The following is a 24,367-nucleotide window of genomic DNA, read 5'->3' as shown; positions in this document are numbered from 1 at the left end:
TAATTTAGATAGGTAAAATTTCAGAATTTACTCTTTGTGTAAAAACACAACTTTTCATTATGCTAAAAGCAATTTTAAATATTTAATCTAAAAAAAATCCAGGTCCCAATGGTTTGTTATACCATAGGTTCCTGGATTTTATTGGTAATTTACTTTTTAGTTTTTATAATAAATTGAAACAATATTTTCCTTGCCGTTATATCTTCATTGCTAATTCAAAACCACCTGTTGTTGCATCTATTATTTGTCCAACTTTTAAAGCATCTCCTATTAAATACACATTGTCTAATTCTTTTGATAATTCTTCATATAGCTTATTATTGGGCTTTGTTCCCGCTGTAACTATAATATCATCAAATTCTCCCAATGATACTACTTCTTCTTTTGTTTGAACAAATACTTCTTTTCCTTTAATTTCCTTTACCAGAGTTTTTGTATAAATAGATATTTTTGGAGCATAATTTTTCTGGAATAGTTTACTTGCTACTATCTCCATTCCTCTTCCAACTTCATCTAATGCTTCGACAACAGTAACTTTTTTATTTTCTTTAACTAATGCTTCAGCTACTTCTAAACCTATTAAACCTCCACCAATTATTAATACCCTCTCACCATTTGCTTTTTTCCCTTCAAAGAAATCAAAACCAGTAATGTAGTTTTCCAAACCTTTAATAGGAGGGACAAATGGATTTGCTCCTGTTGCAACAATAATTGCATCAAATTTTTTATTTTTAAGCGTTTCTACCGTAACTTCTGTATTTATTTTTATAGTTAATTCCTTTTCCGCTTCTCTTATTAAATCATCTAATGTATCTTTCATTGATATTTTTCCAGGCGATCTATATGCTAATACCCATTGACCACCTAAGTATTCATTTTTTTCAAAAACTGTTATATCGTAACCCTTTTTCTTTAAATATAATCCTGCAAATAATCCTGCTGGACCTGCACCAACTATTGCTATTTTCTTTTTATTTTCAATATTAACAACAAATTCTTTATGCAATTCTGGATTTGCAATACAACCTATTGGTTTTCCAGCTTTTACATTGCCAAGACATCCTTGCAAACAACTTCCGCATCTTAAATAATTATTTGAATTTGATAATATTTTATTTGGAAAATCTGGATCTATAATTAATTGCCTTCCAAATACAACTCCATCTATTACTTTATCATTCACTAATTTTATATATCTTTCATTCTTATGCATTCTACCTGCTGCTATTAATGGTAATGAAGTTAATTCTCTAATTTCTTTTAATTTTTTATCCATTACATCTGTTGGTAATGACATGTGATTATAATACCATGGTGCAGAATCACATACATTTCCCCAACCTACATGAATAGCAGAAACTCCAAATTCTTCAGCAAGAGCAAATATAGTTTTTAAATCTTCATTTGAAATTCCATTTTCCACAAACTCATTTCCAGAAATTCTTAAAAATAAAGGAATTTGGATATCTTTTAATTTTGACAACAGTTCTTTAGCAAATTTGAATCTATCTTTTCCATATTCATCTGTTCTTTTATTCATTCTTTTAGAATAAAATTGATGAACTATATAACCATGACCAAATTGAATTTCGATACCATCTGCTCCAGCTTTTTGAGCTCTTAACGCATTTTCTTTAAATGCATCAAGTATATTTTGTATTTCATATTCTGATAATTCCTTTGGCGTTTGACCTGTAGATGGACATTTAAGTGGTGATGGTGCTAACACTTCTCCTGATGCTTTAGGATTAGCAGCTCTCCCTGCATGATTAAGATGAACAATTAATTTTGTTCCATGTTTATGAAGTGTATCTGATAATTTTTTCATTCCTTCTATATGCTCATCTGTATTCAACATAGTTTGTTTAGGATGTTCTTTTCCCGATGGGAGTACAGAAATTGGTTCTAAAATAATCGTCCCAACTCCACCTTTTGCTTTTCTTTCATAGTATTTTATTTGTTCATTTGTAATAAATCCTGTTTTTGGTGTAGCTAATGCTGTTTTTACTGGAGCCATGAATATATGATTTTTCGTTTCTAATTTTCCAAATTTCAAGAAAAATCACCCCTTTTTCATTTTTAAAATCCCCTATTTCGTCCTAATCCTTTTCCAAGTCCTCGGCCCATTCCTCTTCCTCGACCCATACCACGCATAACAGGATTTTCAAAATTTGGTCTTATAGCGTTTTTAGGACATTTTTCCATACATAACCCACATCTTGTACATATGTCATTATTTATATATGGATAACCATCATCTTTTAAAGTTATTGCTCCTTCAACTGGACATACATTTATACAAATTTTACATTTTATACAATCACTTTCTCTTACCCATGGCATTTTATCACCTCCGCCATCATCTATTCCAGTTCACCAGCAAGCATATATCTTATTTCTTCCATTGCATCCTCAACTGTTTTCCCTTCTACAATTAAAGGCTTATATCCCAATTTATCTAATTTTATCATTGAACCTTTTCCCATAGAATTTCCTACCCAAACCTTACAGTGGCCTAAAAATTCCAATATTTCTTCTACCTTTGCATGCATATGTGTTTCTGCATATGGATTTTTTATTTCTTCTACTTTTTTAAATTCATTTCCATCATATTCATATACTACATATATTTCTGAATGACCAAAATGTTCATCATTCAAATGTACTCCATCTTTAGTTCCAAATGCTATTTTCACACTAATCACTCCTTAATGTGTTGCGCTTTCTACTTTTTCTAATTTTCCATTCTTATAATTTTCAATTATATTAGCTAATGTATCTTTTTTTGTTAAATACACTTCTATTCCTGCAGCTTTTAATACCTCAAAAGCATTTTTCCCAACACTTTCTAATATTAATACATTAACTCCTTTTTCAGCCAACATTTGTGATACTTTTGGCCCCATTCCATGCGCATCATTTGCTGTGTTTTCAATAATTTCTGCAATTTCACCTTTAGTTAAATCATAAATTACAAAAAGTTCTGCTCTTGCAAATCTATCATTGCTTAATGAATCTAAAGTTTTTCCTTGTGATGGTATTGCTAATTTCATAATAACACCTCCATAATTTATTTTAATTTTTTCATTACCTTATCAAAAATTTCCTTAATTGATTCAGCAGCTGGACTATTTTCATAATTAACAACAGGATTTATTTCTAAATTAGATTTTTCTACTGTCTCATCAAAAGGAATTTCGCCCAAAACCTCTATTTCATCACTTATACAATAATTAATTATTTCTTTACTTACAACAGGATTTAAATCATATTTATTAATAACTACACCAAAATCTCTTCTAAAATGTCTAACTGTTTCAATAATTCTTTTTAAATCATGCAATCCTGAAGATGTGGGCTCTGTTACTATAACAACATAATCTGTTGCTGTAATAGACGAAGTTGCAGGACATCCAATTCCAGGTGCTCCATCAATTAAAACTATATCTTTACCTTTTTCTTTAGCCTTTTCCATTGCTAATTTTCTAACTTCAGCAACTAATCCACCTGATGTTTCTTCACCTGGATTCAAATTTGCATGAACTATATCCTTTTCTCCATTTACGCTTGAATAATAATATTCTCCAGATAATGCTGTTTCAAGTCTAATAGCATCTTGAGGACATGCTATAACACATGCATTACATCCTTCACATGCATATGGATCTACATCATATATTCCATTTTCAAATGTTATAGCTTCGAATCTACATACATTCTTACAAATTCCACATTTATCACATTTATTCTGATCTATTATTGCTTTCTTTCCACCATAATAATCATGTTTTTCCTTTAATTCACCATTAAACATTAAGTTTAAATTGGCAGCATCAACATCGCAATCTGCAAGAACTGCATTATTCAATAATTCTCCAAATGAGGAACTCAGTGTAGTTTTACCAGTTCCACCTTTTCCGCTTACTATAGCTAATTGTTTCATATAATCATCCCCTTTATTGCTTCAAAAGCTTTTCTAAAGTTTTCTTCCCATTCTGGCATATATTGAGAGAATATTTTTCCTTCGGAATATAATTTTGCTATATTTCTGTCAAAAGGGATTTTTAATAAAATAGGAATATTAGCCTTTTCTGCGTATTCATCTATCATATTTGTCTTACCTGTATCTCTATTTACAACTATACCTGCAGGTATTTCCATTTCTTTTACTAAATCTACAGCAAGCGCTAAATCATGTAGCCCAAATGTTGTTGGTTCTGTTACTAAAATAGCAAAATCAGTATTTCTCAAGCTTTCTACTACAGGACATGACGTACCTGGTTGTGAGTCAATTAATACAACATCTGCCGATTTATCTATATGTTTTTTTAATTGTCTTATAATTCTTACACCTGATGGTTCTCCTATATTTAAAAGACCCATTCCAAATTTTAAATTTTCATTTATTTCACCTAATTTTATCTTACCAATACTTTTTGGTTCCTCCTTAATTGCATCTACAGGACAAACCATTGCACATGCCCCACAACCATGACACAAACTTTCAAATACCATTGTTCCTGTTGGAAAAACAGAAATTGCACCAAACTGACATGCTTTTGCACATTCTCCACATCTTATACATGCATCATTATCTACAACAGGTAGTAATATATCTACGCTTTCCTCTTTATTAAATTTTATATCAAAAAATAAGTGATCATTTGGTTCTTCAACATCAACATCTAATAACTGAACATTATATATTTTTGATAATGTATATGCTAAGTTGGTGGAAACAGTAGTTTTCCCTGTACCGCCTTTTCCACTTAATATTGTTATTTTCACACCATTTCCTCCTATCTAATATCTTTATATATATTATACCACTATATATACAAAAATAATATATCCATTTTTTTAAAAAAGGGTTGGTTTTCCCAACCCTTAATTTTCTATTTACCACCAGCCTCTGCCGCGTCCTCTACCATAACCAATACCAAATCCTCTTCCATAACCCATGCCTAATTTTCTTCCCATACCAAATCCTCTTCCATAACCACTTCTAAATCCATAGAACATGTTACCTCTAGCTAAACCATATCTAGGTGAAACTGGATTAATATAGCCTGAATTTGAACATGGTCCCATTCTTCTTCCTACTGGGCCTGTTCCCATTGGTCCTGTTCCATCAAATCCTGGCATCATCTTTCACCTCCTTGAAGATGTTTATCAATGTCTCTTAATCTTTCTTCAACAAAACGTATTTCTTCTTCAAGATATCTTTTATAATCCATCAACATAGCTTTTTCGTCTTCTATACTTGGTCTATAATAATCTTCATAATTATCATAACCAAATCCTCTTCCATAACCGCGTCCAAAACCTCTTCCGTATCCACGACCCATTCCTCTTCCCATTCCATATCCTCTGCCCGATCCAAAACCTCTTCCATAATTTCTTCCATATCCATAATCATCTTCATAATATGCCATGTCACTCACCTCCTATATGTTTTTTATATATATCCATTTTTATTATATATTTTATACATATATATGTCAAGTATTTTTGTTGAAAAAAATGTTAAGATTTTTATATATTATACTTTAAATTTATAGAAAATATCCTTATTACACATAGATTATTAAATTTTATTGACTTTGAAAGAATATCATGTTATAATTCACTCAGTGAATGAAAAGAGGTGATGAAATGTTTGATTTTGAAGATTATACTTTTTTTAATCCTTCACCAAATTTTAGAGAATTAATGATATTACAGATAATTTCACAAAATGAAAAAGTATCTCAAGAAACAATAGCGAGAAGTGTGGGGATTGTTCCATCAATGGTTAACAGATATTTAAAGGATTTTGAAGATAAAAATTATATTATCAAAACAGGTGAAAATAGGAGAAATATGAATTATGAAATAACTAAAAATGGAAAAAAAAGATTACAATTTTTAACTGTATCTTTTATTAATGAGGTATCAAAGATATACTCTGAAACAAAAAAATCATTTAATAAAGTTTTAAATAGAATAGAAAATATGGGATATAAAAATATTTTATTATATGGTGCTGGAGTTGTCGGAAGTATTGTTTTAAAAGTTTTAAATAGCGAAAGTATAAATGTCATTGGCTTTATAGATGATTCAATTTCAAAACAAGGTGATAAGCTTCACGGAATAAATATTTATTCACCAAAAGAGATTAAAAATTTAAATTATGATATGATTATTATAGCTTCTTTTAGGCATTCAGAAAATATTTTAAAAAATGCAATGGAATACGATCTTTCAAACATTTATATATTTAACATTGATGAAAATGGAAATGTATCTTTAGAGAAAGGGGAATTAAAATGAAAGTACCTTTATTTGATTTAACGAGACAGTATCAAAACATAAGGAAAGAAGTTTTAAATTCTTTAGATGAAATTTTTAGTAACGGTAAAGTTATTTTAGGCCATAATGTAAAATCATTGGAAGAAGAATTAGCCCAATACGTTGGTACAAAGTACGCAATAGGTGTTGCTAATGGTTCTGATGCCTTGGTATTATCTGTTAAAGCTTTAGATATAAAAAATGGTGATTATGTAATTACAACTCCATATACTTTTTTTGCAACAGCTAGTTGCATAACAAGAAATGGTGCAACTCCTATATTTGTTGATATTGAAAAAAAATATTACAATATGAACCTAGATCAAGTTGAAAAAATACTTAAAACACATCCTGAAAAAGATAAAATAAAAGCCATAATTCCTGTCCACTTATTTGGAAAAACTATAGATTTAGATAGATTACAATACTTTAAAGAAAAATATGGAGTTTATATTATTGAAGATGGAGCACAATCAATAGGTTCAAAGTGGAAAGACAAAAAAGGATTTTCAATAGGTGATTTAAGTATTACATCATTTTTCCCAACAAAAAATCTTGGAGGATATGGCGATGGCGGAATGGTATTTACAAATAATGAATCTCTTGCTGATAGAATTAAAAAATTAAGAGTTCATGGTGCTTCAAAAAGATATTATCATGATGAAGTTGGTTTTAATTCAAGATTAGATGAAGTACAAGCTGCAATACTAAGAATAAAGTTAAAATATCTTGATGAATATATAGAAAAGAGAATTAATATTGCAAAAAATTATGATAAGCTTTTTAAAAAGTTCAATTTAGTAGATTTCATTGACTATCCAGAAGTTTTTGAAGACAAATCACATGTATATCATCAATATGTAATTACTCTAAAAAAAGGTAATAGAGACGAATTAAGAACATTTTTAACTGAAAAAGGCATAGGAACATCCATTTATTATCCTAAAGGATTGCATCAACAAAAATGTTTTGAATATCTTGGATATAAGGAAGGCGATTTTCCAATAACAGAGACAGCTACAAGAACAACTTTAGCACTTCCTATATTCCCGGAATTAACTTTAAATGAACAAGAATATATTGTAAAATCAATAAAAGAGTATTATAAGAAATAAAGAAAATTAGCTCATATTTCCCCCCTTCACATAAAAATTGAAGGGGATTTTTGTTTTTTTAAACACTATTGAAAGACATTAATATGATAAATTTAATTGTTATTAGATACAAAATATGATATAATAAAGCTATATATTTCGTATAGGAGGTAATTATGAAGAAATATGTAGCTTTTTTTGATTTAGATAGAACTTTATTAGATAAATACAGTCCACAACTTTATTATAAATATGAAATAAAACATGGTAAATTCTCTTGGTGGAAATATTATAGAATGGGTTTATTTACATTATTTTATAAACTTGGCTTTGAAATAAAAGATATGGAAAAAATGATGCGTGAAACTGCAGCACAATATGCAGGTCAAAGTGCTGAAGAAGCTTTTGGTTTTGCAAAACAATGGTTTGAAGAAGATGGCAAATATCATATAAGAGAAAGTATGAAAAAAGAAATTGAATATCATAGAAATAATAATGCTTATCTCGTAATTATATCCGCTTCTCCAGATTCTATAGTTAATCCAGTTGCTGAATATTTAAAATTTGATGATGCTATTTGCACTAAAACAATAATAAAAAATGGGATTATAACTGGAGAAATGGGAACTTATATGTATGAAGAAAACAAAGTTATAGAAGCAAAAAAATTATGCGAAGAAAATAATTTTGACTTAAAAGAAGCATATTTTTATAGCGATTCCATCTCCGATTTACCTTTATTAAAAATAGTTGGCAATCCTGTTTGTGTGTCGCCAGATTTTAGATTAAAAAGAATAGCTAAAAAAAATAATTGGAAAATAATTAAAAAATGAGAATGGACAACCATTCTCATTTTTTTGCTACAATTTTAATTATTTCTATAATTGTTTCTACAGCTTTTTCCATAGAAGGTATTGGTATATATTCATATCTTCCATGAAAATTATGGCCACCTGTAAAGATATTCGGACATGGTAATCCCATATAAGATAATCTTGCTCCATCTGTTCCGCCCCTAATAGGCTTAATAATAGGTTTAACCCCAACATTTTCCATTGCTTTTTTCGCAATTTCAACAATCTCAAAAGGCACCTTTTCTTTCATATTATAATAACTATCCTTTAATTCTAATTCTACTGTTCCTTCACCATATTTTCTGTTTAATAACTCAACATTTTTCTCACATAACCATTTTTTATTTTCAAATAAAGTTTTATCATGATCTCTTACAATCATCACTAACTTCGCACTATCACAATCACCGGAAATATGAACCACATGAAAAAAACCTTCGTATTTTTCAGTATGTTGTGGTGTTTGTGCTTCTGGAAACATCATCGCTAATTCTGAAGCAATTAATGCTGCATTTATCATTTTATCCTTTGCAGTTCCTGGATGAATACTTTTTCCATGAACCGTATATGTTGCTGTTGCAGCGTTAAAATTTTCTGCTTCTAGTTCTCCGATTTCTCCCCCATCTACAGTATATGCAAAATCCGCTCCAAATTTTTCTACATTAAACCTATCAGCCCCTCTTCCTATTTCTTCATCTGGTGTAAATCCAACTTTTATTGTTCCATGCTCAATTTCCGGATGTTCAATTAAATATTCCATTGCTGTTACTATTTCTGCTATCCCTGCCTTATCATCAGCTCCCAATAATGTATTACCATCAGTAACTATTATTTCTTGACCTATATAATTATTTAATGTAGGAAATTCTTTTGAACTCAAGATTATATTTTTTTCTTCATTTAAGATTATATCTCCACCCTCATATTTTATTATTTTTGCATTTACATTTTTCCCTGTTAATGCAGGAGAAGTGTCCATATGAGCTATAAAACCTATTATTGGAATTTCTTTATTTGTATTCGAAGGAAGTGTTGCATACACATAACCATTTTCATCTAATTCAACATCTTTCATTCCAATACTTTCTAATTCCTCTTTTAAATACTTTGCAAGAATTAATTGCTCTGGTGTAGAGGGACAAGATTTTGATTCCTCATTTGATGTAGTATAAAACTTTGTATATTCTATAAACCTTTCATAAACTTTTTTCATATTTTTCTCCTTTCACAATAAATTATTTTTACATAATTAATATATCATGTGATTAATTAATTGTCAAATTTGAAATCTTCTATTTTTAAGAGTTTATTCTCATTTACTTTGTATTCTTTAAAATTATCATTAGATAATATATAGTAATCGTATTTATTGGATATATAAACAATTAATTCATCAGCAGGAGAATTAAAATATACTCTTTTTTTATCTGATAACAAAGACAAAACTTTTCTATCCTCTTCATTTAAAAAATATTTAATATTATTATCAAATACTATATGTATAGGAAAAAAAGAAACTTTCCCCAAAAACATATTATCAAGTATTTCAATTAAAAATTGTAAAGAATTAATATTCTGATATCTAACAACATTACTTCCATCAATTACAAGTCCTTTTACAAAATCAGTATTAAATAATTTATAATGATAATATGAAAAATTCTTTAATTGTATATTTAATATATGTCTTTCAAAATCATTTAAATTTTTATATATGTCTATAACCTTTTTGAAATAAGATTTTTTATCTTCTAGTGGATCTATTTTTAGTATTTCGTCAAGAAGGTTTTGTATAAAAGGATTTTTCTCATCAAGAGGTACATATGTTATTAAAGCATATAAATCTATATAATCTTTAAATGGTAATTTTTTAAATATAACTTTTGGTGAATATAATTCTATTCCATATTTTTTCAATTTGCTTTCATATCCACCTGGAGGAAATTTATCTGGATACATTAAAAATGTTATCATTTGAACATCTTCTTCCAGTAAATTATAATATTTTTTTAAATCTTTTATTCTATTTTCTTTTGGTTTTTCAACAATATGAATAAGCAAAAATTGTAAATCATTTAAATGCTTACTTAAGATTTTTCTTTCAGCATTTTTACTTAAAAACCTAAAAATAGATAACATTTTTCTTTTATTCAATGTTCTAGGTTTTAATAACCATTTGTTAACTTTCAATACCTCTCTTCTAATTTTTTTATTGTGTTCTATAAAATCTTTTTCTTCTATTATTTTTAATATTTTCCCAAAACTCATATATTCTACTCCTTTTATACAAATTTATTTAAAAAATCTATTATAAATTATTATAAAATTTTGTATAATATTAATGTATACCATATCTAAGTAAGGTAAACAAAAACTAGAACATTGTCTGAAAAAATAGCATATGAAGCCGAGCATAGATGTGAATCTGATACGATCTGTGTAAAAACAATTACGAAAATATACTATTTTCGAAGATTACCAATTAAGGTTTGAGTGGTTGTACTTTTTGGACATGGTATTAATGTGGTATAATTAAAAATATTATAATATAGTTAGGTGATTATTTTGGACAAAAATATATTAAAAAGAATCTATACCATTTTAATTTTAACCCTTTCATTTATATGGGGTGGTATAGTTTTAATATATGGCTTTGTTTTGTGGTTTATATTATATATTCTAAATTTATTAAATAGAAAACTTCCTATAGATGCAGAAAATTTTGATGGTCCATATACGTACACATATAAAAAAGTCAATAATCGTGATTTAAAATTGGATATTTATTATCCAAAAGAAAAAGGTATTCATCCTATTGTTTTTTTCACACATGGTGGTGGATGGGTATCTGGTTTTAGAAATCAAAAAAACAATGTTTCATGGTGTAAATTCTTAGCTTCAAAAGGATTTGCCGTTGTCTCGATTGATTACAGATTAGGCATTTCCCACACTATGGATGATATTTTATCCGATTATACTGATGCCTTAAATTTTATTAAAGAAAAAGCCTATAACCTTTCTTTAGATAAAAATAAAATTGTATTGATGGGACTATCAGCAGGCGGGCATCTTTCATTATTATACTATGCTTATAATACTTTTGTAAAGAATGAAAAAAATATTTCAGGAATACAAGGTGTAGTTGCCTATTATACTCCGTCAAATTTAAAACATTTATTTGATAAAGATGTTAAATCCGTTTTTGCCAAAATAGCTACTGCAACGACATTAAAAGATTTGCCAACCCCTACAAAAGATGGAAAGTATCTATATTACTCTCCAATATTCTGGATAAATAAAAATATGAAACCAATTTTATTAGTACACGGAAAAAAAGATAAAACCGTTCCATTTTCATCATCTGTTGAATTATTAAAAAAATTAAGGGAAAAAGGGGTTCAAACTAAAATTCTTGTTCATAAAAATGGTGATCATGCTTTTGAATTTGAGAATAGAGATATTCAGACTATAAGAATATTACATGAAACTGTTAAATTTATAAGGAGTTTGATGAAAAATGAAAATTGATTTTTCATACGAGAAAAAAAATATTGATTTTATTTCTGGATTTATTTTTAAAGGAAAACATTATAGATGCAATTATATACGCTTTAAAACTTTATATAGAAAACCCGCAGAAGGAACAGAAACCGTCGAACTATATAATTTTATTCCCAAAGACAAGACTTATGCTTCTGCATTAATTTTACACGGTTTGGGTAGTGCTAATATTAAATATATGATATGGCTTGCAAGAAGGCTTGCAAGTGTCGGAATAAACACTTCTATACTTATACTACCTGGAAATTATACCAGGGTTGATAAAAATTCAGTTAGTGGAAGAAATTACTTATGGCCTGATTTGAAGATTATGTATAAATTTTGGGAACACGGTGTTATTGATACTTTAACAACATTAGATTTTTTAAAACAAGAAGGATTATGGAAAAAAGAAAATATTTTAATTGGATATTGCTTAGGAGGAATGGTGGGAACAATTGTTGAAGCATTAAACCCTCAATTAAAACATTTTCTATTAATGACAACAGGTGGTCATTTGCCAGAAATATTATACAATTCACCTGCTACAAAATTTGTAAAAAGACTAATTGAAAAAGGATTTAAAGATGATTTTGATTTACATAATCCTAAAAAAATATTTGATATTTATCATAAACAATTAAATATTGTAAAAAATATGTCTTTAAATGATTTAATTGAATCTGAAATTGTACATCCATTATTTAAAATAGATCCTTTATCATATGCACATTTAATAAATCCTAAAAAGGTTACTTTTGTAGAAGCTCTATTTGATAGAACCTTGTCACGAAAAAGCAGAAAGATGTTAGCCAAAGAATTCAAAGGCTCCAAACATTATATTATCCCCTCAGGACATGTTACATGGTTACCATTTGAATTCTTATTAGCTAAAAATATCATTAATATGCTAAATATCGAAGACTTAAAAATAAAAAGTCGATTATTTGGCTTTGATGAAATCGAAGAAGCACTTGATGATGAAATAATAAAAAAATGAATATGGGGGGACCAAGGTGTTTAAAAAGAATTATTTTGAAAATCTGACCATTAATGGCATTATAGCTTTATTGCTTATTTTCGTATTTCCAATAAAATGGGATTTTAATCTAAAAAATGCTATTATAGTCCTTTTAATAACTTTCATTTCAGACAATATAGATGTAAAATGGAAAAATAAAACACGTCTTGTTTCTAATCTTCCTGGTTTTTTGGTCGCATATTTATACGGCCCACAATACATGTTTTTGGCATCAATTCTAACCTTTTTTAGATTAGAAAAACTGACTTTTTTACAAAGACTTAGAAAACTTTATGTATATTTTATTATGTACTATGGATCATATTTTATTATAAATACTTTACATTTTAATTTATATATTGATTTATTTTTATTCGTAACACTCTCAAAAGTTATTAATTCTATTCTCTCTGATATTGGAAAATTTAATATATTAATGTTTTTAGTTGAATATATATTTTTTATTGCTTCTTTACCAAGCATATATCTATATTTACTCAGTCAAAATAATATAGCGAAATATTATTTTTTGTTTCAAAACTTGTTATTTCTAGGAATTTATTTCTTTTTAAATAAATATTTATATGAAAAAGAAGAAGAAGCTATCAAAAATAAACGATTAAAAAAATTCAATGAGATTATGCTTGAATTTTCAAACCTATTATATTCATATTCTATAAAAGCTTCTAAATATAAAATTTTAAATGATACTGCACAATTTCTTAATGAAAAATTAGGTTATAATTATGTGTTAATTTCTGAAATAGATTATGAAAATGACTTAATAAAAAGAGTTGCTTATGCAGGATTTTCTAAAAAAGAGTTTGAAAGTTTTAAAAAAAGAAAGGTTAAAGCTTCTGAAATTATATCAGATGTTTTTAAGAATGAATATAGATATGGTGATGTATATTTTATACCAAATGTAACGGAAAGATTAGATAAAAATTATTATTTTATTCCAGAACAAAATATAAATACTCAAATTGTACATAATAAAGATTATATTTGGGATAAAAATGATTTATTAGCATTAACATTAAAAGATAAGAATGATAAAATTATAGGTTATATCTCTTGTGATAGTCCAAAAGATGGGTTACGTCCAACAAATGAAGACATGTTAATATTATCTTCTTTAGCAAAAATACTTTCTATGATTATTATTCATGGAGAAAACTTTAAGGAAATTAGAAAATTAAGCGAAACTGATTATTTAACTAAATTATACAATTCATCTAAATTAAAAAAAGATTTAGACGAATACGAGAAAAATAAAACCTTAATTTCCCTAGCTTTTATTGATCTTGATAATTTTAAACAGATTAATGATGAATATGGACATTTAAAAGGAGATTTAATATTACAAGAATTTTCTAATATCTTGAAAACTTCTATAAGAAGTAATGATAGAGCCTATAGATATGGTGGAGATGAATTTGTTATTATTTTTGAAAACATAAACAAATTTAATGCTAATAAAATTATTAAAAGACTAAAAAAGAATTTAACAAAAGCAAATATCAAATTTAGTGTTGGCATAGAAGATAGTTCTAAAACATCAATATCACAACTTGTAAAAGCAGCAGATAAGAAGACATATATTGCTAAAAACAAAGGAAAAAATAAAATTATATATTAACTTAACAAGTTAATACTTATTATTTTACCAAAAAATGATATAGTTCTAACACAACATAATAGTAAGGTGATTTTAACATGAAAAAAATATTTTTTATTTTATTTTTAATAATAAATATAATTTCTTTTCCCATAACCATAGGATTGTATAAAGCTGAACCTATTGTTATTGACGAAAAAAATGGTTTTCTAAATGATATTCTAAATTATATTGCTAAAAACAACAGCATCCAGTTAAATATTATAATTGATACACAAGAAAATTTAATTAAAAAATTAAAAAATAATAAAATCGATGCTATAGCTCCTTTAGCTTATACTAAAGAAAGAGCTAATAGTTTTTATTTTAATAATGAACCTATATTTTTTGAATGGGCTGTTATATATACAAGAAAAAATTTATCCCTTAAATCTATATTAGATTTAAAAGATAAAAAAATAGGTGTAATGAAAACCGATGTTTTTTATGCAGGGAGTAATGGAATAAAAGATATATTAAAAAGCTTTAAAATAAATGCTGATTTTATTGAATTAGATACATATGATGATATTTTTAAAAAATTAGATAAAAAAGAAATTGACGCAGGAGTTGTACCACGTTTTTTTGGACTTGATAGAGAAAAATATTACTCTGTTAATAAAACTTCTATTATTTTTAAGCCTATTGGTGGTTATATTATGTATAGAAAGGATGATAATTTAAAATCTTTATTTAACTTATTTGATAAAGATATTAAAAAATTAAAAGAGAATAAAAACTCATATTATTATAAAAAATTTGATAAGTATTTTGAACCCGTTATAAGAGAAAAAGTACCAAATTGGCTTAAATATACTATTTTTCTCGGAATCATTAGTGTTATTGTAATTTTAATGTTGCTTTATTTATATTCAAAACTATTAAAAAAAGAAGTTGATAAAAGAACAGAACTTTTAAAAGAAGCACTTAATAATTTAGAAGGAAAAATCGATGAATTGAATAAATCAAAAAAATTAATAGAAGAAATAGTAAATCTTTCTCCTAATCCTATATATATTAAAAATATCAAACAGGAAATTATTTTTGCTAATAATGCTTTTTCAAAACTTCTTGGTTTTAAAAAAGAAGAAATTATGGGGAAATCATTATTTGATTTATTTAATGAAAAAAATAAAAAACTAGTGGAAGATTCAATAATAGAAGATATTGAAATTTTATCATCAAATAAAAAAGGTTTTATTGATACATTTGAATTAAATATAAATAACATGATTAAATATTTTAAAGATTATAAATCATCTATTTCCATTTCTGATAACGAAAAAGGCTTATTAGTTTTATGGGTTGATATAACAGATATCATAAAACATCAAAAATTATTAGAAAAAAATAATGCTGAATTAGAATCCTTAAATAATAAACTATTTAAAATAATTAATATCATTAATTATCTTGGAAATAGCGATATTGATTTAAATGAATATTTTGATTATTTATTAAAATTTGCTATTGAACTTTCTGAAAATGCTGAATATGGAAGTATTTCAATTTCTGAAAGTGATAGATGGAAATTTATTTCTACTGTAGGACATAATATTAATATTTTAAAAAATCTCCCTCTTAAGAGTAAATATATGATACAAACTGGTGAAAAAATAAAAATATTTAAAAAAGAAGAATTAGAACAATTTAATGAAAGGGTTTTTGATGATAAAAATTTAAAATCGAATTTTTCAAATGCTATAAAAATCCCCAATGAAATAATGATTGCTACAGCAAAAATAAGCAAAGATAAATTATTAAGTTTTGCTCTTGAAACTTCTGAAAAAAGTAAAAAAAACTTTAACGAATCTGATAAATTAATTTTCAAGGCTTTTATTAATATTGCTAAGACAACATTATCCACAAAGTTAAACATTGATCAAGTAAAAAATGCCTATTTAAACTTTGCAAATAAATTGGCTTTGGTTGCTGAAGCACATGATGATGTAACCGGACAACATATATATAGAGTAGGAGAATTAGCATCTTTTATTGCTAAAAAATTAAAATTACCAAATGAAAAAATTTTAGAAATACATGAGTTTGCTCCCTTACACGATATTGGAAAAATTTTTATCCCCTTAGAAATATTAAACAAAAAAACTAGATTAACTGAAGAAGAATTTGAAATAATGAAAAAACATACTATTTATGCCAAACGTTTATTGGGTAATGATCAATATTTTGACACTGCTTTAAAAATAGCATTATATCATCATGAAAAATATAATGGTGGTGGATATCCTTTTAATATTTCAGGTGATATGATCCCCATTGAAGCTCAAATTGTTTCTATTGTCGACGTATATGATGCACTTAGATCAAAAAGACCATATAAAGAAGCATTATCCCATGATCTTTCAATGAAAATAATATTAAGCGGAGATAATAGAACATCCCCAGATGATTTTAATCCAAAAATTTTAGAAATTTTCAAAACTTATTCTTTAGAAATTAAAAATATATACAATTCCTTTGCAGACTAAAACCGCACACAATGCGACTTAGTTTTTTTGTAACTTTTTTTAAATACAACACATACATTATTGTTATCTTTTCTTATTGACAAATATATACATTTTGTATATAATATGTGTGTGAAAGAAAAATATGACTTTTTTGGTTGTAATTTGGAGGAAAAATATGAAAGAAGTAAATAAATGTAAAGTATTTAATAAAAGCGGAAAGCTAATATGTGATTTGCTTCTTATTTTAATTGCTGAAAAGCCTAGCTATGGATATGAATTGTCCAATAGATTATGCGAAATGGGAGTAACTATCCCTGAAGGAATAGGACAAAAAGGGAGAGTTTATCGAGCATTATCAGATTTAGAAAAGAAAAATGAGATTGAATTTGATTGGGATACTACATCTAGTCCGCCAAGAAAAATATATAAAATAACAAAAAAAGGAAAAGAAAGAATGAAAAGTTTTATTGAAGAAATGGAAATTCAGATTGAAGTATTTAAAAATTTTATTATAAAAGCAAAAGAAAATATATAACATTCGGAGGTGTTTTTTGTGGAAAAATTATTAGATGAAAAAACGTTAGAACAAGTTAGAGACTTATTAGCAGAAATGAAAGGTAGAGTAAGAATCATTTTATTTGAAAAAGAAAATTGTGAATACTGTGATGTAACAAAACAATTATATACAGAATTAAAAGATGGTGTGGAAAATGTTGATTTAGACGTACATCATATTGATTCACCAATTGCTGAAGAATATAATATTGATAAAACATTAGCTCCAGCTACAGTAATTTTAGCTTCAAATGGTTCTGATTTAGGAGTAAGATTTTATGGAATACCATCAGGTCATGAATTCAGTACATTACTACAAGATTTAATTTTATTATCTAAAAATGGTGAGGTAGAATTATCAGAAGATACAGTTAACAAATTAAAAGATATAAATAAAAAAATGAGATTAAGAGTTTTTGTTACTCCAACATGTCTGTACTGCCCAAGAGCAGTTTTATCAGCTCATCAAGCAGCAATGATTAATGAAAATATCAATGGTGAAATGGTAGAAGCTAATGAATTTTACGAAATCTCAATGAAACATAACGTAAGCTCAGTGCCACACACAGTTATTGAAGTATTTGAAAACGGAGAATGGGTTGTTAAAGGTGAATTTATTGGTGCATACCCTGAACCAAACTTTGTTGAAGAAGTATTAAAAGCTGTGGAGGGATAATAAATGTTCTTTGATTTAGGAACATCTAAAAGTAAAAACAATTTAAACGAATATTATGATATGGTTATTATTGGTGGAGGTCCCGCAGGTGTTGCAGCTGGAATATATGCTGTACAAGGAGGAATTAAACCATTAATCATTGAAAAAGATTTAGATGGTGGTCAAGTAAATCTAACAGAGTACGTTGAAAATTATCCTGGATTTACTTCTATTACTGGAGAAGAATTAGCAGAAAAATTAGGAGAACACGCAAAAAATTTTGGCGTTGAATTTCACTATGGTGAAGTAATAAATGTTGATTTTTCAAAAGATGAAAAAATTATTTCATTAGATGATGGAAATATTGTAAAAACAAAAACTGTAGTTATTGCAACTGGTGCTACTCCTAAACAATTAGGTGTTCCTGGCGAAAAAGATTTTGCAGGTAAAGGTGTTTCTTACTGTGCAACCTGTGATGGTCATTTCTTTAAAAATCAAAAGGTTGCTGTAATCGGTGGAGGAAATACTGCTGTTGAAGAAGCTTTATACCTTTCAAAAATAGCAAAAGAAGTTTATATTATACATAGAAGAGACAAATTAAGAGCAGATAAAATATATCAAGATAAAGCTTTTAACACAGAAAATATAAAATTCATATGGAATTCAACAGTTAAGGAAATAAAAGGTGATAAAAAAGTAAATCAATTAGTACTTGAAAATAAAGAAACAGGAGAAATAACAAACTTCGATGTTGATGGAGTATTTATTTTCGTTGGATTATTACCTGTTACTAAATTATTTGAAGGTAAAATAGAATTAGATAAATATGGTTATATAATTACTGATGAACACAAAGAAACAAATGTTAAAGGAGTTTTTGCAGCAGGAGATGTAATACAAAAAGAATTAAGACAGATCATAACTGCAGCTGCAGACGGAGCCATAGCAGCATCATTTGCAGTAAGAGAATATTTCAATTAATTTTGATTATCAAACCATTAATAAAAAACCGGCGAAAATTATCGCCGGTTTTTTTATTTTATATTTATCTTAATTTTATTAATATTATATTAATTCAAAAAATTTAAGATAAATTTTAACCCTTTATTATAAGATTCATGAAAAATAATAATCCGTTTATTATCTAAAAAATTCACAAATTGTAGTGTAAATATTTTATTACACCACAACATATTGTGGTATAATGGTAATGAAAAAATTTTTATGAGGGGGTATGGTTTGTGGAAAAAATATATAATATTGAGGAATTTTTAGATTTTTTTTCTGATATAAATTTATCAGAAAATGCAGAAAGAATTTTAAGAGATAGATATTTATTAAAAGATGGAAAAGGAAATTATCTTGAATATAATTGGGATGATATTTCAAAAAGAGTGTCAAGATATATTGCTAGCGCAGAAATATTATATATAGATGATATTGAAAAGATACATGAAGTAGAAAAAAAGTATTATAAACTTTTAAAAAGCCGTGTTTTTTTACCAAATAGCCCAACCTTATTCAACGCTGGAAAAACTTTGCCTCAAAGTATTTTTAAAAAAACCATCGAAGAAATGACATTAGAAGATTATAAAAATATATATAATTCTAGATCCCGTCATAATATGCTATCAGCATGTTTTGTTGTACCTCTTGAAGATTCTATGGAAGGAATTTTTGATGCTGTAAAAGATGCTGCATTAATACAAAAATACGGTGGCGGAGTGGGTTATGATTTTTCTGAATTAAGACCGAAAGATAGCTCTATTGCTGGTACAGGTGGAAAATCATCTGGACCAATAAGTTTTATGCATGTTTTTAACACAACAGCTTCCACAATTGAACAAGGCGGTGCGAGACGTGGTGCTCAAATGGCTGTAATGAGATACGACCATCCTGACGTAATAGACTTTATTAATTCAAAAAAGAATAATGATGGAAAATCTGTCCTAAATTATTTTAATATATCTATTAATTTTGATAATCCTGAAGAATTTCTTAAAAAGCTTGAAAATGACGAGGAATTAGAATTATCTCATCCAAATTCAAATATTAAAAAAACAATAAAAGCTAAAGAGTTGTTCGATTTAATTGCTAATAATGCATGGAAATCAGGAGATCCTGGAATGCTTTTTCTTGGAAGACATAATAAATACTACGCTTTAGGAGATATTACACCTGTAAGTGCTACTAATCCCTGTGGAGAGGAACCTTTGCCGCCATATGGGAGTTGTAATTTGGGCTCAATTGATATAGCTAAAATTATTGATTTTATTGACCTTGGAAATCCCAATGATGAAAAAAATAACTTATTAAAAGAGTTAATTTATTGGACAACAAGATTCCTTGATGATGTTATTGATATAAATGTATATCCACTTGAACAAATTGATAAAGTTTCAAAAGAACAAAGATTTATAGGACTAGGCATTATGGGACTTGCAGATGCATTATATAAAAAAGAATTACCATATAATTCCGATAATGGCCGAAAATTTATGGCTGAAACGATGGCTCAATTTGCGTACTATTCTCATCTTGCTAGTACAGAACTCGCAAAAGAAAGAGGAAATTTCCCTCTCTTTGAAAAATCTAAGTATAAATCAGGATTTATTCCTTTTCCTATGTTGGATGATAATTATTCAGAAAATATAAAAGTTTGGAATGATCTTATCAAAGAACATTTTTATGGGGAAGCAAAAAAATATAAAAGAAATGTCCAAGTTAATACAGTTGCTCCAACAGGATCCATTTCAAATATTGCAGATACTTCTAGCGGAATAGAGCCAAATTTTATGCTTGCATATATTAGATATATGACCGATAAGGAAGGAAACAGAGTTCCATTGCCATATATGAACAAAATTTTAAGAGATAAATTAGATGGTTTATTAAATAGTGAATTAGAAGCTGAAATAATTGAAAAAGGATCAATTCAAAATATTGAAGGAATTCCTGAAGAATTTAAAAAAATTTTTGTAACTGCTATGGATATTTCTGGAATGGATCATCTTTTAGCACAAAATGTTATTCAAAGCTATTTAGATGCATCGTGTTCAAAAACTATTAATTTGCCAAAAGAAGCTACAGTTAAAGAAATAAAAGATATTTATAAAAAGGCAATGGAATTAAATTTAAAAGGGATAACAATATATAGAGATGGGTCTTTAGAAACACAAGTTTTAACAAAAGCAGAAAAAAAAGAGGATAAAAAAGTTACTTTCTTCGTTTTAGATGAAAAACATAAATTAAGAGCTCGTCCGCGAAAAGAGACACTAAAGAGTGTAACAAGAAAATTCAAAACTCAAGAAGGTACAGTTTATATTACAGTATCATTTGACGATAATGGTGAAGCTATAGAAATCTTCCTTTCAGATGGAACTGAAACTGCTGAAATAATTGGCAGATTATCTTCAATAGCACTAAGATCAGGAGTTTCTGTAGATGAAATACTAGAACAATTATCTAAGGTAAAAGGTACATACTGTAAAGGTATATCTAAAGAAATAAAAAGCGCTCTTGATGATTTCGAATCATTGTGGAAAGAAAATGAAGTAGAAATATTTCATGTTGGAAAACCTTTAAGCAAAGAAGAGGTTGAAAAATTTGTTCATGCAAATAAATTAGAGTATGTTAAGGGATATTATATTGATAATGAAGGAAACACATACTGCCCTACATGTTTAAGTAAAAATTCATTATTAATGACAGAAGGTTGTATTTCATGTAAAACATGCGGATGGTCAAAATGCTCATAGCTTAAAATAAATATAGCATAAAAGTTATATTTTTAAAGTATAATTTATATTATTATAAATAACGTGAGGTGTTAAAATGGCAAAATGCAAAAGTTATCATGAAGCTGCTATTGAAGGGGCAAATGACGGTATATTTCACGGTGATCATATTCACCCAACAGTAATGGTATGGACTTCATTAAATGATGAAAAAACTACAAAATTAATAGAGAAAGTTTCAGAGTTTGATGCTGATTTTGCTGAAGATTTAAAAGAAATGCTTAGTGAATACGGAAATGAAGCTAAAGATATTGCAATCCCATTTCCATTTTCTTTTGAAAGTGATGAAGAATTTGATTTAGCAGAAAAATTATTAAAAGATATATCAGATATTACTGATGCAAAAGCTTATTCTTTTATAGTTGAAGCTATGAGCATAGATGATGAAGATGATACTGTACCTTCAATATTCACTGAGTGCAGAGAAGGAAAAATATTCTTAACTCTTTTTGATTGGGAATACAATATTGTTGATGAAGAAGAATATGAAAGTTCTGATGAAGATATTCAAAGTTTTAGATTGAAAATATTTTAATTTAATATACTTAACAAAAGGAGCGGAATTAATTCCACTCCTTTTGTTATTATGCTTTTAAATCTTTTGGATCTGTTGATTTTCCATAGAATCTTATTACTGAAAATAATCCTGCAAATCCTAATATTAATGTTAACCAAATTGGTAATCCTAATCCTACAAAAATATATCCAACAACTGCTACTAATGCTGCTGTAACTGCATAAGGTAACTGTGTTTTAACGTGATCAATGTGATCTGCTGATGATGCCATAGAAGACATTATAGTTGTATCTGAAATAGGAGAACAATGGTCTCCAAATGTTGATCCTGTCAAAACTGCTCCCAATGTTGCAAATACTAATGTTGATGGTTCGTTTCCTGTATATGCTGCTGCTAAAGGAACTGCTAAAGGTAACATAATAGCCATTGTACCCCATGAAGTTCCTGTTGCAAATGCAACAATTGATGACATAATAAATACTAATGCTGGAACCAACCAGCTAGGTAACGATGAAGATACAACTTGAACTAAATACTCTGCTGTTCCTAAATCAGAAGCAATAGAGCCTATTGACCATGCTAGAATCAAAATAATTGTAGTAATAACAAGTGATTTTGCGCCTTCTACCCAAGCTTCTAATGCTTTTCTCAATGTCATAATACCTTGAGAAACAGCCATAATAACCGCAACTATACTTGCTAAAGCAGAAGCCCAAATCAATGCAGCTGAAGCATCAGCATTACCAAAAGCATTTCTAATTCCATCCCATGTAAATGGCTCGGATAATCCTCCACCTGAATACCATAATCCAATAAAAGCAAAAATAATTAATGTTAATATAGGTACTAATGCATTTGATACTTTTAACGGTATATCACTTTCATCTAATTCTTTTTCAAAATCTGTTGAAAGCATAGGTTCTGCATTATCTGCTAATACCTTACCTGTTAATCTAGCTCTTTTTTCTGCTTCATACATAGGTCCAAAATCCCTCATCAAAGCTCCTATCATAAATACCATAAATAAGGCGAATAAACCATACATTCTATATGGAATAGATTGGAAGAAAACCCCATATGGATTAACGTCTGTTCCTAATGCATTAAATGCATCTCCAATTAGACCTAATTCATATCCTATCCATGTAGAAATTGCAGCCATTGTTGCAACTGGAGCTGCAGTTGAATCAACAATGTATGATAATTTTTCTCTTGAAACCTTTAATTTATCTGTTAATGGTCTCATTGTAGGTCCAACAATTAATGTATTTGCGTAATCATCAAAGAAAACAACAACACCCATCAATGCAGTTGCTAATTGTGCACTTCTTGCTGTTTTTGCCTTTTTAGCAAGTGCATTAGCTATCGCTCTTGTACCACCCATTTTTGCAATAACACCAACCATACCGCCTATAGTCAACGTAAAAATTATAATACCAGCATGCCAACCATCAGCTAAGGCATTTACAGGATATTCAAAAGTTTTTGTATAACTTTCGATGAGTTTCATAAAAAAACCTGAATCTGATGTAGCAAAAACATTAATTAAAGCTCCCGAAAATACACCTAATAATAAGGAAAGAATAACTTCTTTTGTAACAAATGCTAAAATAATTGCCAAAAGAGGTGGAATAATAGACCAAAAACCATAATTTATAGTTGTTGCATCTCCTCCCTCAGCAAAAGCCAAAGTCGCCATTAAAACAAAAACCAACATAATAAAAAAGATCGTAAGTTTTTTCTTCATAAGCACCCTCCCTTAATTGATTTTTAATTATTATATCATATTTTACATGATTTTGTCAAAAATAGTTAATATATGTTATTTTACCTGATTTTAGAGAAATTTATTTTTTACTTATTCGTATAAAAAAAT

At 27.7% G+C, this 24,367-nt stretch carries 23 protein-coding genes; 12 read left to right on the top strand and 11 right to left on the bottom strand.

Features of this window, described 5'->3' with window-relative positions; translation table 11 throughout:
* Positions 1-196 precede the first annotated feature (196 nt).
* The 8 genes from ACYQ44_RS05195 to ACYQ44_RS05160 all read right to left on the bottom strand — a co-directional run bounded on the left by ACYQ44_RS05195 (position 197) and on the right by ACYQ44_RS05160 (position 5,435).
* The gene (locus tag ACYQ44_RS05195) at positions 197-2,056 is read right to left on the bottom strand and encodes an NAD(P)/FAD-dependent oxidoreductase (RefSeq protein WP_459995726.1); all 1,860 of its coding nucleotides are present in this window, start codon (positions 2,054-2,056) and stop codon (positions 197-199) included.
* Positions 2,057-2,079: 23 nt separating this feature from the next.
* A complete protein-coding gene (locus ACYQ44_RS05190; protein ID WP_459995725.1) occupies positions 2,080-2,343 on the bottom strand; it encodes a 4Fe-4S binding protein in 264 nt (87 codons plus the stop codon).
* A 20-nt stretch (positions 2,344-2,363) separates the two neighbouring features.
* The gene (locus tag ACYQ44_RS05185) at positions 2,364-2,696 is read right to left on the bottom strand and encodes a NifB/NifX family molybdenum-iron cluster-binding protein (protein ID WP_459995723.1); all 333 of its coding nucleotides are present in this window, start codon (positions 2,694-2,696) and stop codon (positions 2,364-2,366) included.
* A 12-nt stretch (positions 2,697-2,708) separates the two neighbouring features.
* A complete protein-coding gene (locus tag ACYQ44_RS05180; RefSeq protein WP_459995722.1) occupies positions 2,709-3,053 on the bottom strand; it encodes a NifB/NifX family molybdenum-iron cluster-binding protein in 345 nt (114 codons plus the stop codon).
* A gap of 17 nt (positions 3,054-3,070) precedes the next feature.
* Positions 3,071-3,943, bottom strand: a complete 873-nt coding sequence (locus ACYQ44_RS05175; protein WP_459995721.1) for an ATP-binding protein — start codon at positions 3,941-3,943, stop codon at positions 3,071-3,073.
* Positions 3,940-4,788 (bottom strand): ATP-binding protein, encoded by an 849-nt coding sequence (locus ACYQ44_RS05170; RefSeq protein ID WP_459995719.1) that lies wholly within the window; start codon positions 4,786-4,788, stop codon positions 3,940-3,942. Before ACYQ44_RS05170 ends, ACYQ44_RS05175 begins: the two co-directional genes overlap by 4 nt.
* Before the next feature lie 111 nt (positions 4,789-4,899).
* Positions 4,900-5,148 (bottom strand): DUF5320 domain-containing protein, encoded by a 249-nt coding sequence (locus tag ACYQ44_RS05165; protein WP_459995717.1) that lies wholly within the window; start codon positions 5,146-5,148, stop codon positions 4,900-4,902.
* Positions 5,145-5,435, bottom strand: a complete 291-nt coding sequence (locus ACYQ44_RS05160; RefSeq protein ID WP_459995716.1) for a DUF5320 family protein — start codon at positions 5,433-5,435, stop codon at positions 5,145-5,147. The genes ACYQ44_RS05165 and ACYQ44_RS05160 overlap by 4 nt, the downstream gene beginning before the upstream one ends.
* Positions 5,436-5,637: 202 nt before the next feature.
* Here ACYQ44_RS05160 and ACYQ44_RS05155 point away from each other — a divergent pair, with 202 nt between their 5' ends.
* The 3 genes from ACYQ44_RS05155 to ACYQ44_RS05145 all read left to right on the top strand — a co-directional run bounded on the left by ACYQ44_RS05155 (position 5,638) and on the right by ACYQ44_RS05145 (position 8,257).
* Entirely contained in the window at positions 5,638-6,312 is a 675-nt protein-coding gene (locus ACYQ44_RS05155) for a winged helix-turn-helix transcriptional regulator (RefSeq protein ID WP_459995715.1), read from the top strand.
* Positions 6,309-7,445 (top strand): DegT/DnrJ/EryC1/StrS family aminotransferase, encoded by a 1,137-nt coding sequence (locus tag ACYQ44_RS05150; RefSeq protein ID WP_459995714.1) that lies wholly within the window; start codon positions 6,309-6,311, stop codon positions 7,443-7,445. Before ACYQ44_RS05155 ends, ACYQ44_RS05150 begins: the two co-directional genes overlap by 4 nt.
* 155 nt (positions 7,446-7,600) lie before the next feature.
* Positions 7,601-8,257: an HAD family hydrolase gene (locus ACYQ44_RS05145; RefSeq protein ID WP_459995713.1), complete on the top strand. Its 657-nt coding sequence runs from the start codon at positions 7,601-7,603 to the stop codon at positions 8,255-8,257.
* A gap of 16 nt (positions 8,258-8,273) precedes the next feature.
* Here ACYQ44_RS05145 and pepT read toward each other — a convergent pair whose 3' ends face one another.
* Positions 8,274-9,491 carry a peptidase T gene (gene pepT / locus ACYQ44_RS05140; protein ID WP_459995712.1) on the bottom strand — a complete coding sequence of 406 codons (1,218 nt, stop codon included), beginning with the start codon at positions 9,489-9,491 and terminating at the stop codon, positions 8,274-8,276.
* Positions 9,492-9,547: 56 nt separating this feature from the next.
* Positions 9,548-10,546: a hypothetical protein gene (locus ACYQ44_RS05135; protein ID WP_459995711.1), complete on the bottom strand. Its 999-nt coding sequence runs from the start codon at positions 10,544-10,546 to the stop codon at positions 9,548-9,550.
* A 390-nt stretch (positions 10,547-10,936) separates the two neighbouring features.
* Between ACYQ44_RS05135 and ACYQ44_RS05130 the strand changes: the two genes are divergently transcribed.
* The 9 genes from ACYQ44_RS05130 (at position 10,937) to ACYQ44_RS05090 (ending at position 22,509) form a co-directional block, all read left to right on the top strand.
* Positions 10,937-11,806 carry an alpha/beta hydrolase fold domain-containing protein gene (locus ACYQ44_RS05130; protein ID WP_459995709.1) on the top strand — a complete coding sequence of 290 codons (870 nt, stop codon included), beginning with the start codon at positions 10,937-10,939 and terminating at the stop codon, positions 11,804-11,806.
* Positions 11,796-12,818 (top strand): alpha/beta hydrolase, encoded by a 1,023-nt coding sequence (locus ACYQ44_RS05125; protein WP_459995708.1) that lies wholly within the window; start codon positions 11,796-11,798, stop codon positions 12,816-12,818. The genes ACYQ44_RS05130 and ACYQ44_RS05125 overlap by 11 nt, the downstream gene beginning before the upstream one ends.
* Positions 12,819-12,834: 16 nt before the next feature.
* Complete coding sequence (locus tag ACYQ44_RS05120; protein WP_459995706.1) at positions 12,835-14,478, top strand: GGDEF domain-containing protein; 1,644 nt, start codon at positions 12,835-12,837, stop codon at positions 14,476-14,478.
* Between the two features lie 77 nt (positions 14,479-14,555).
* On the top strand, positions 14,556-16,985 hold the full coding sequence (locus ACYQ44_RS05115; protein ID WP_459995704.1) for an HD domain-containing phosphohydrolase: 2,430 nt from the start codon (positions 14,556-14,558) through the stop codon (positions 16,983-16,985).
* Between the two features lie 157 nt (positions 16,986-17,142).
* On the top strand, positions 17,143-17,502 hold the full coding sequence (locus tag ACYQ44_RS05110) for a PadR family transcriptional regulator (protein WP_459995702.1): 360 nt from the start codon (positions 17,143-17,145) through the stop codon (positions 17,500-17,502).
* 18 nt (positions 17,503-17,520) lie between these two features.
* Entirely contained in the window at positions 17,521-18,198 is a 678-nt protein-coding gene (pdo, locus tag ACYQ44_RS05105; RefSeq protein WP_459995701.1) for a protein disulfide oxidoreductase, read from the top strand.
* A 3-nt stretch (positions 18,199-18,201) separates the two neighbouring features.
* Entirely contained in the window at positions 18,202-19,158 is a 957-nt protein-coding gene (trxB, locus tag ACYQ44_RS05100; protein WP_459995699.1) for a thioredoxin-disulfide reductase, read from the top strand.
* A 260-nt stretch (positions 19,159-19,418) separates the two neighbouring features.
* A complete protein-coding gene (locus ACYQ44_RS05095) occupies positions 19,419-21,935 on the top strand; it encodes an adenosylcobalamin-dependent ribonucleoside-diphosphate reductase (protein WP_459995698.1) in 2,517 nt (838 codons plus the stop codon).
* Positions 21,936-22,011: 76 nt separating this feature from the next.
* Entirely contained in the window at positions 22,012-22,509 is a 498-nt protein-coding gene (locus tag ACYQ44_RS05090) for a hypothetical protein (RefSeq protein ID WP_459995697.1), read from the top strand.
* A gap of 49 nt (positions 22,510-22,558) precedes the next feature.
* Here ACYQ44_RS05090 and ACYQ44_RS05085 read toward each other — a convergent pair whose 3' ends face one another.
* Positions 22,559-24,238 carry a Na+/H+ antiporter NhaC family protein gene (locus ACYQ44_RS05085; RefSeq protein WP_459995696.1) on the bottom strand — a complete coding sequence of 560 codons (1,680 nt, stop codon included), beginning with the start codon at positions 24,236-24,238 and terminating at the stop codon, positions 22,559-22,561.
* Between the last annotated feature and the right edge of the window lie 129 nt (positions 24,239-24,367).

This window comes from Marinitoga arctica, from assembly GCF_054657315.1.
The sequence above is the reverse complement of the archived record's forward strand: the minus strand, read 5'-3'. Positions and strand labels throughout refer to the sequence as shown.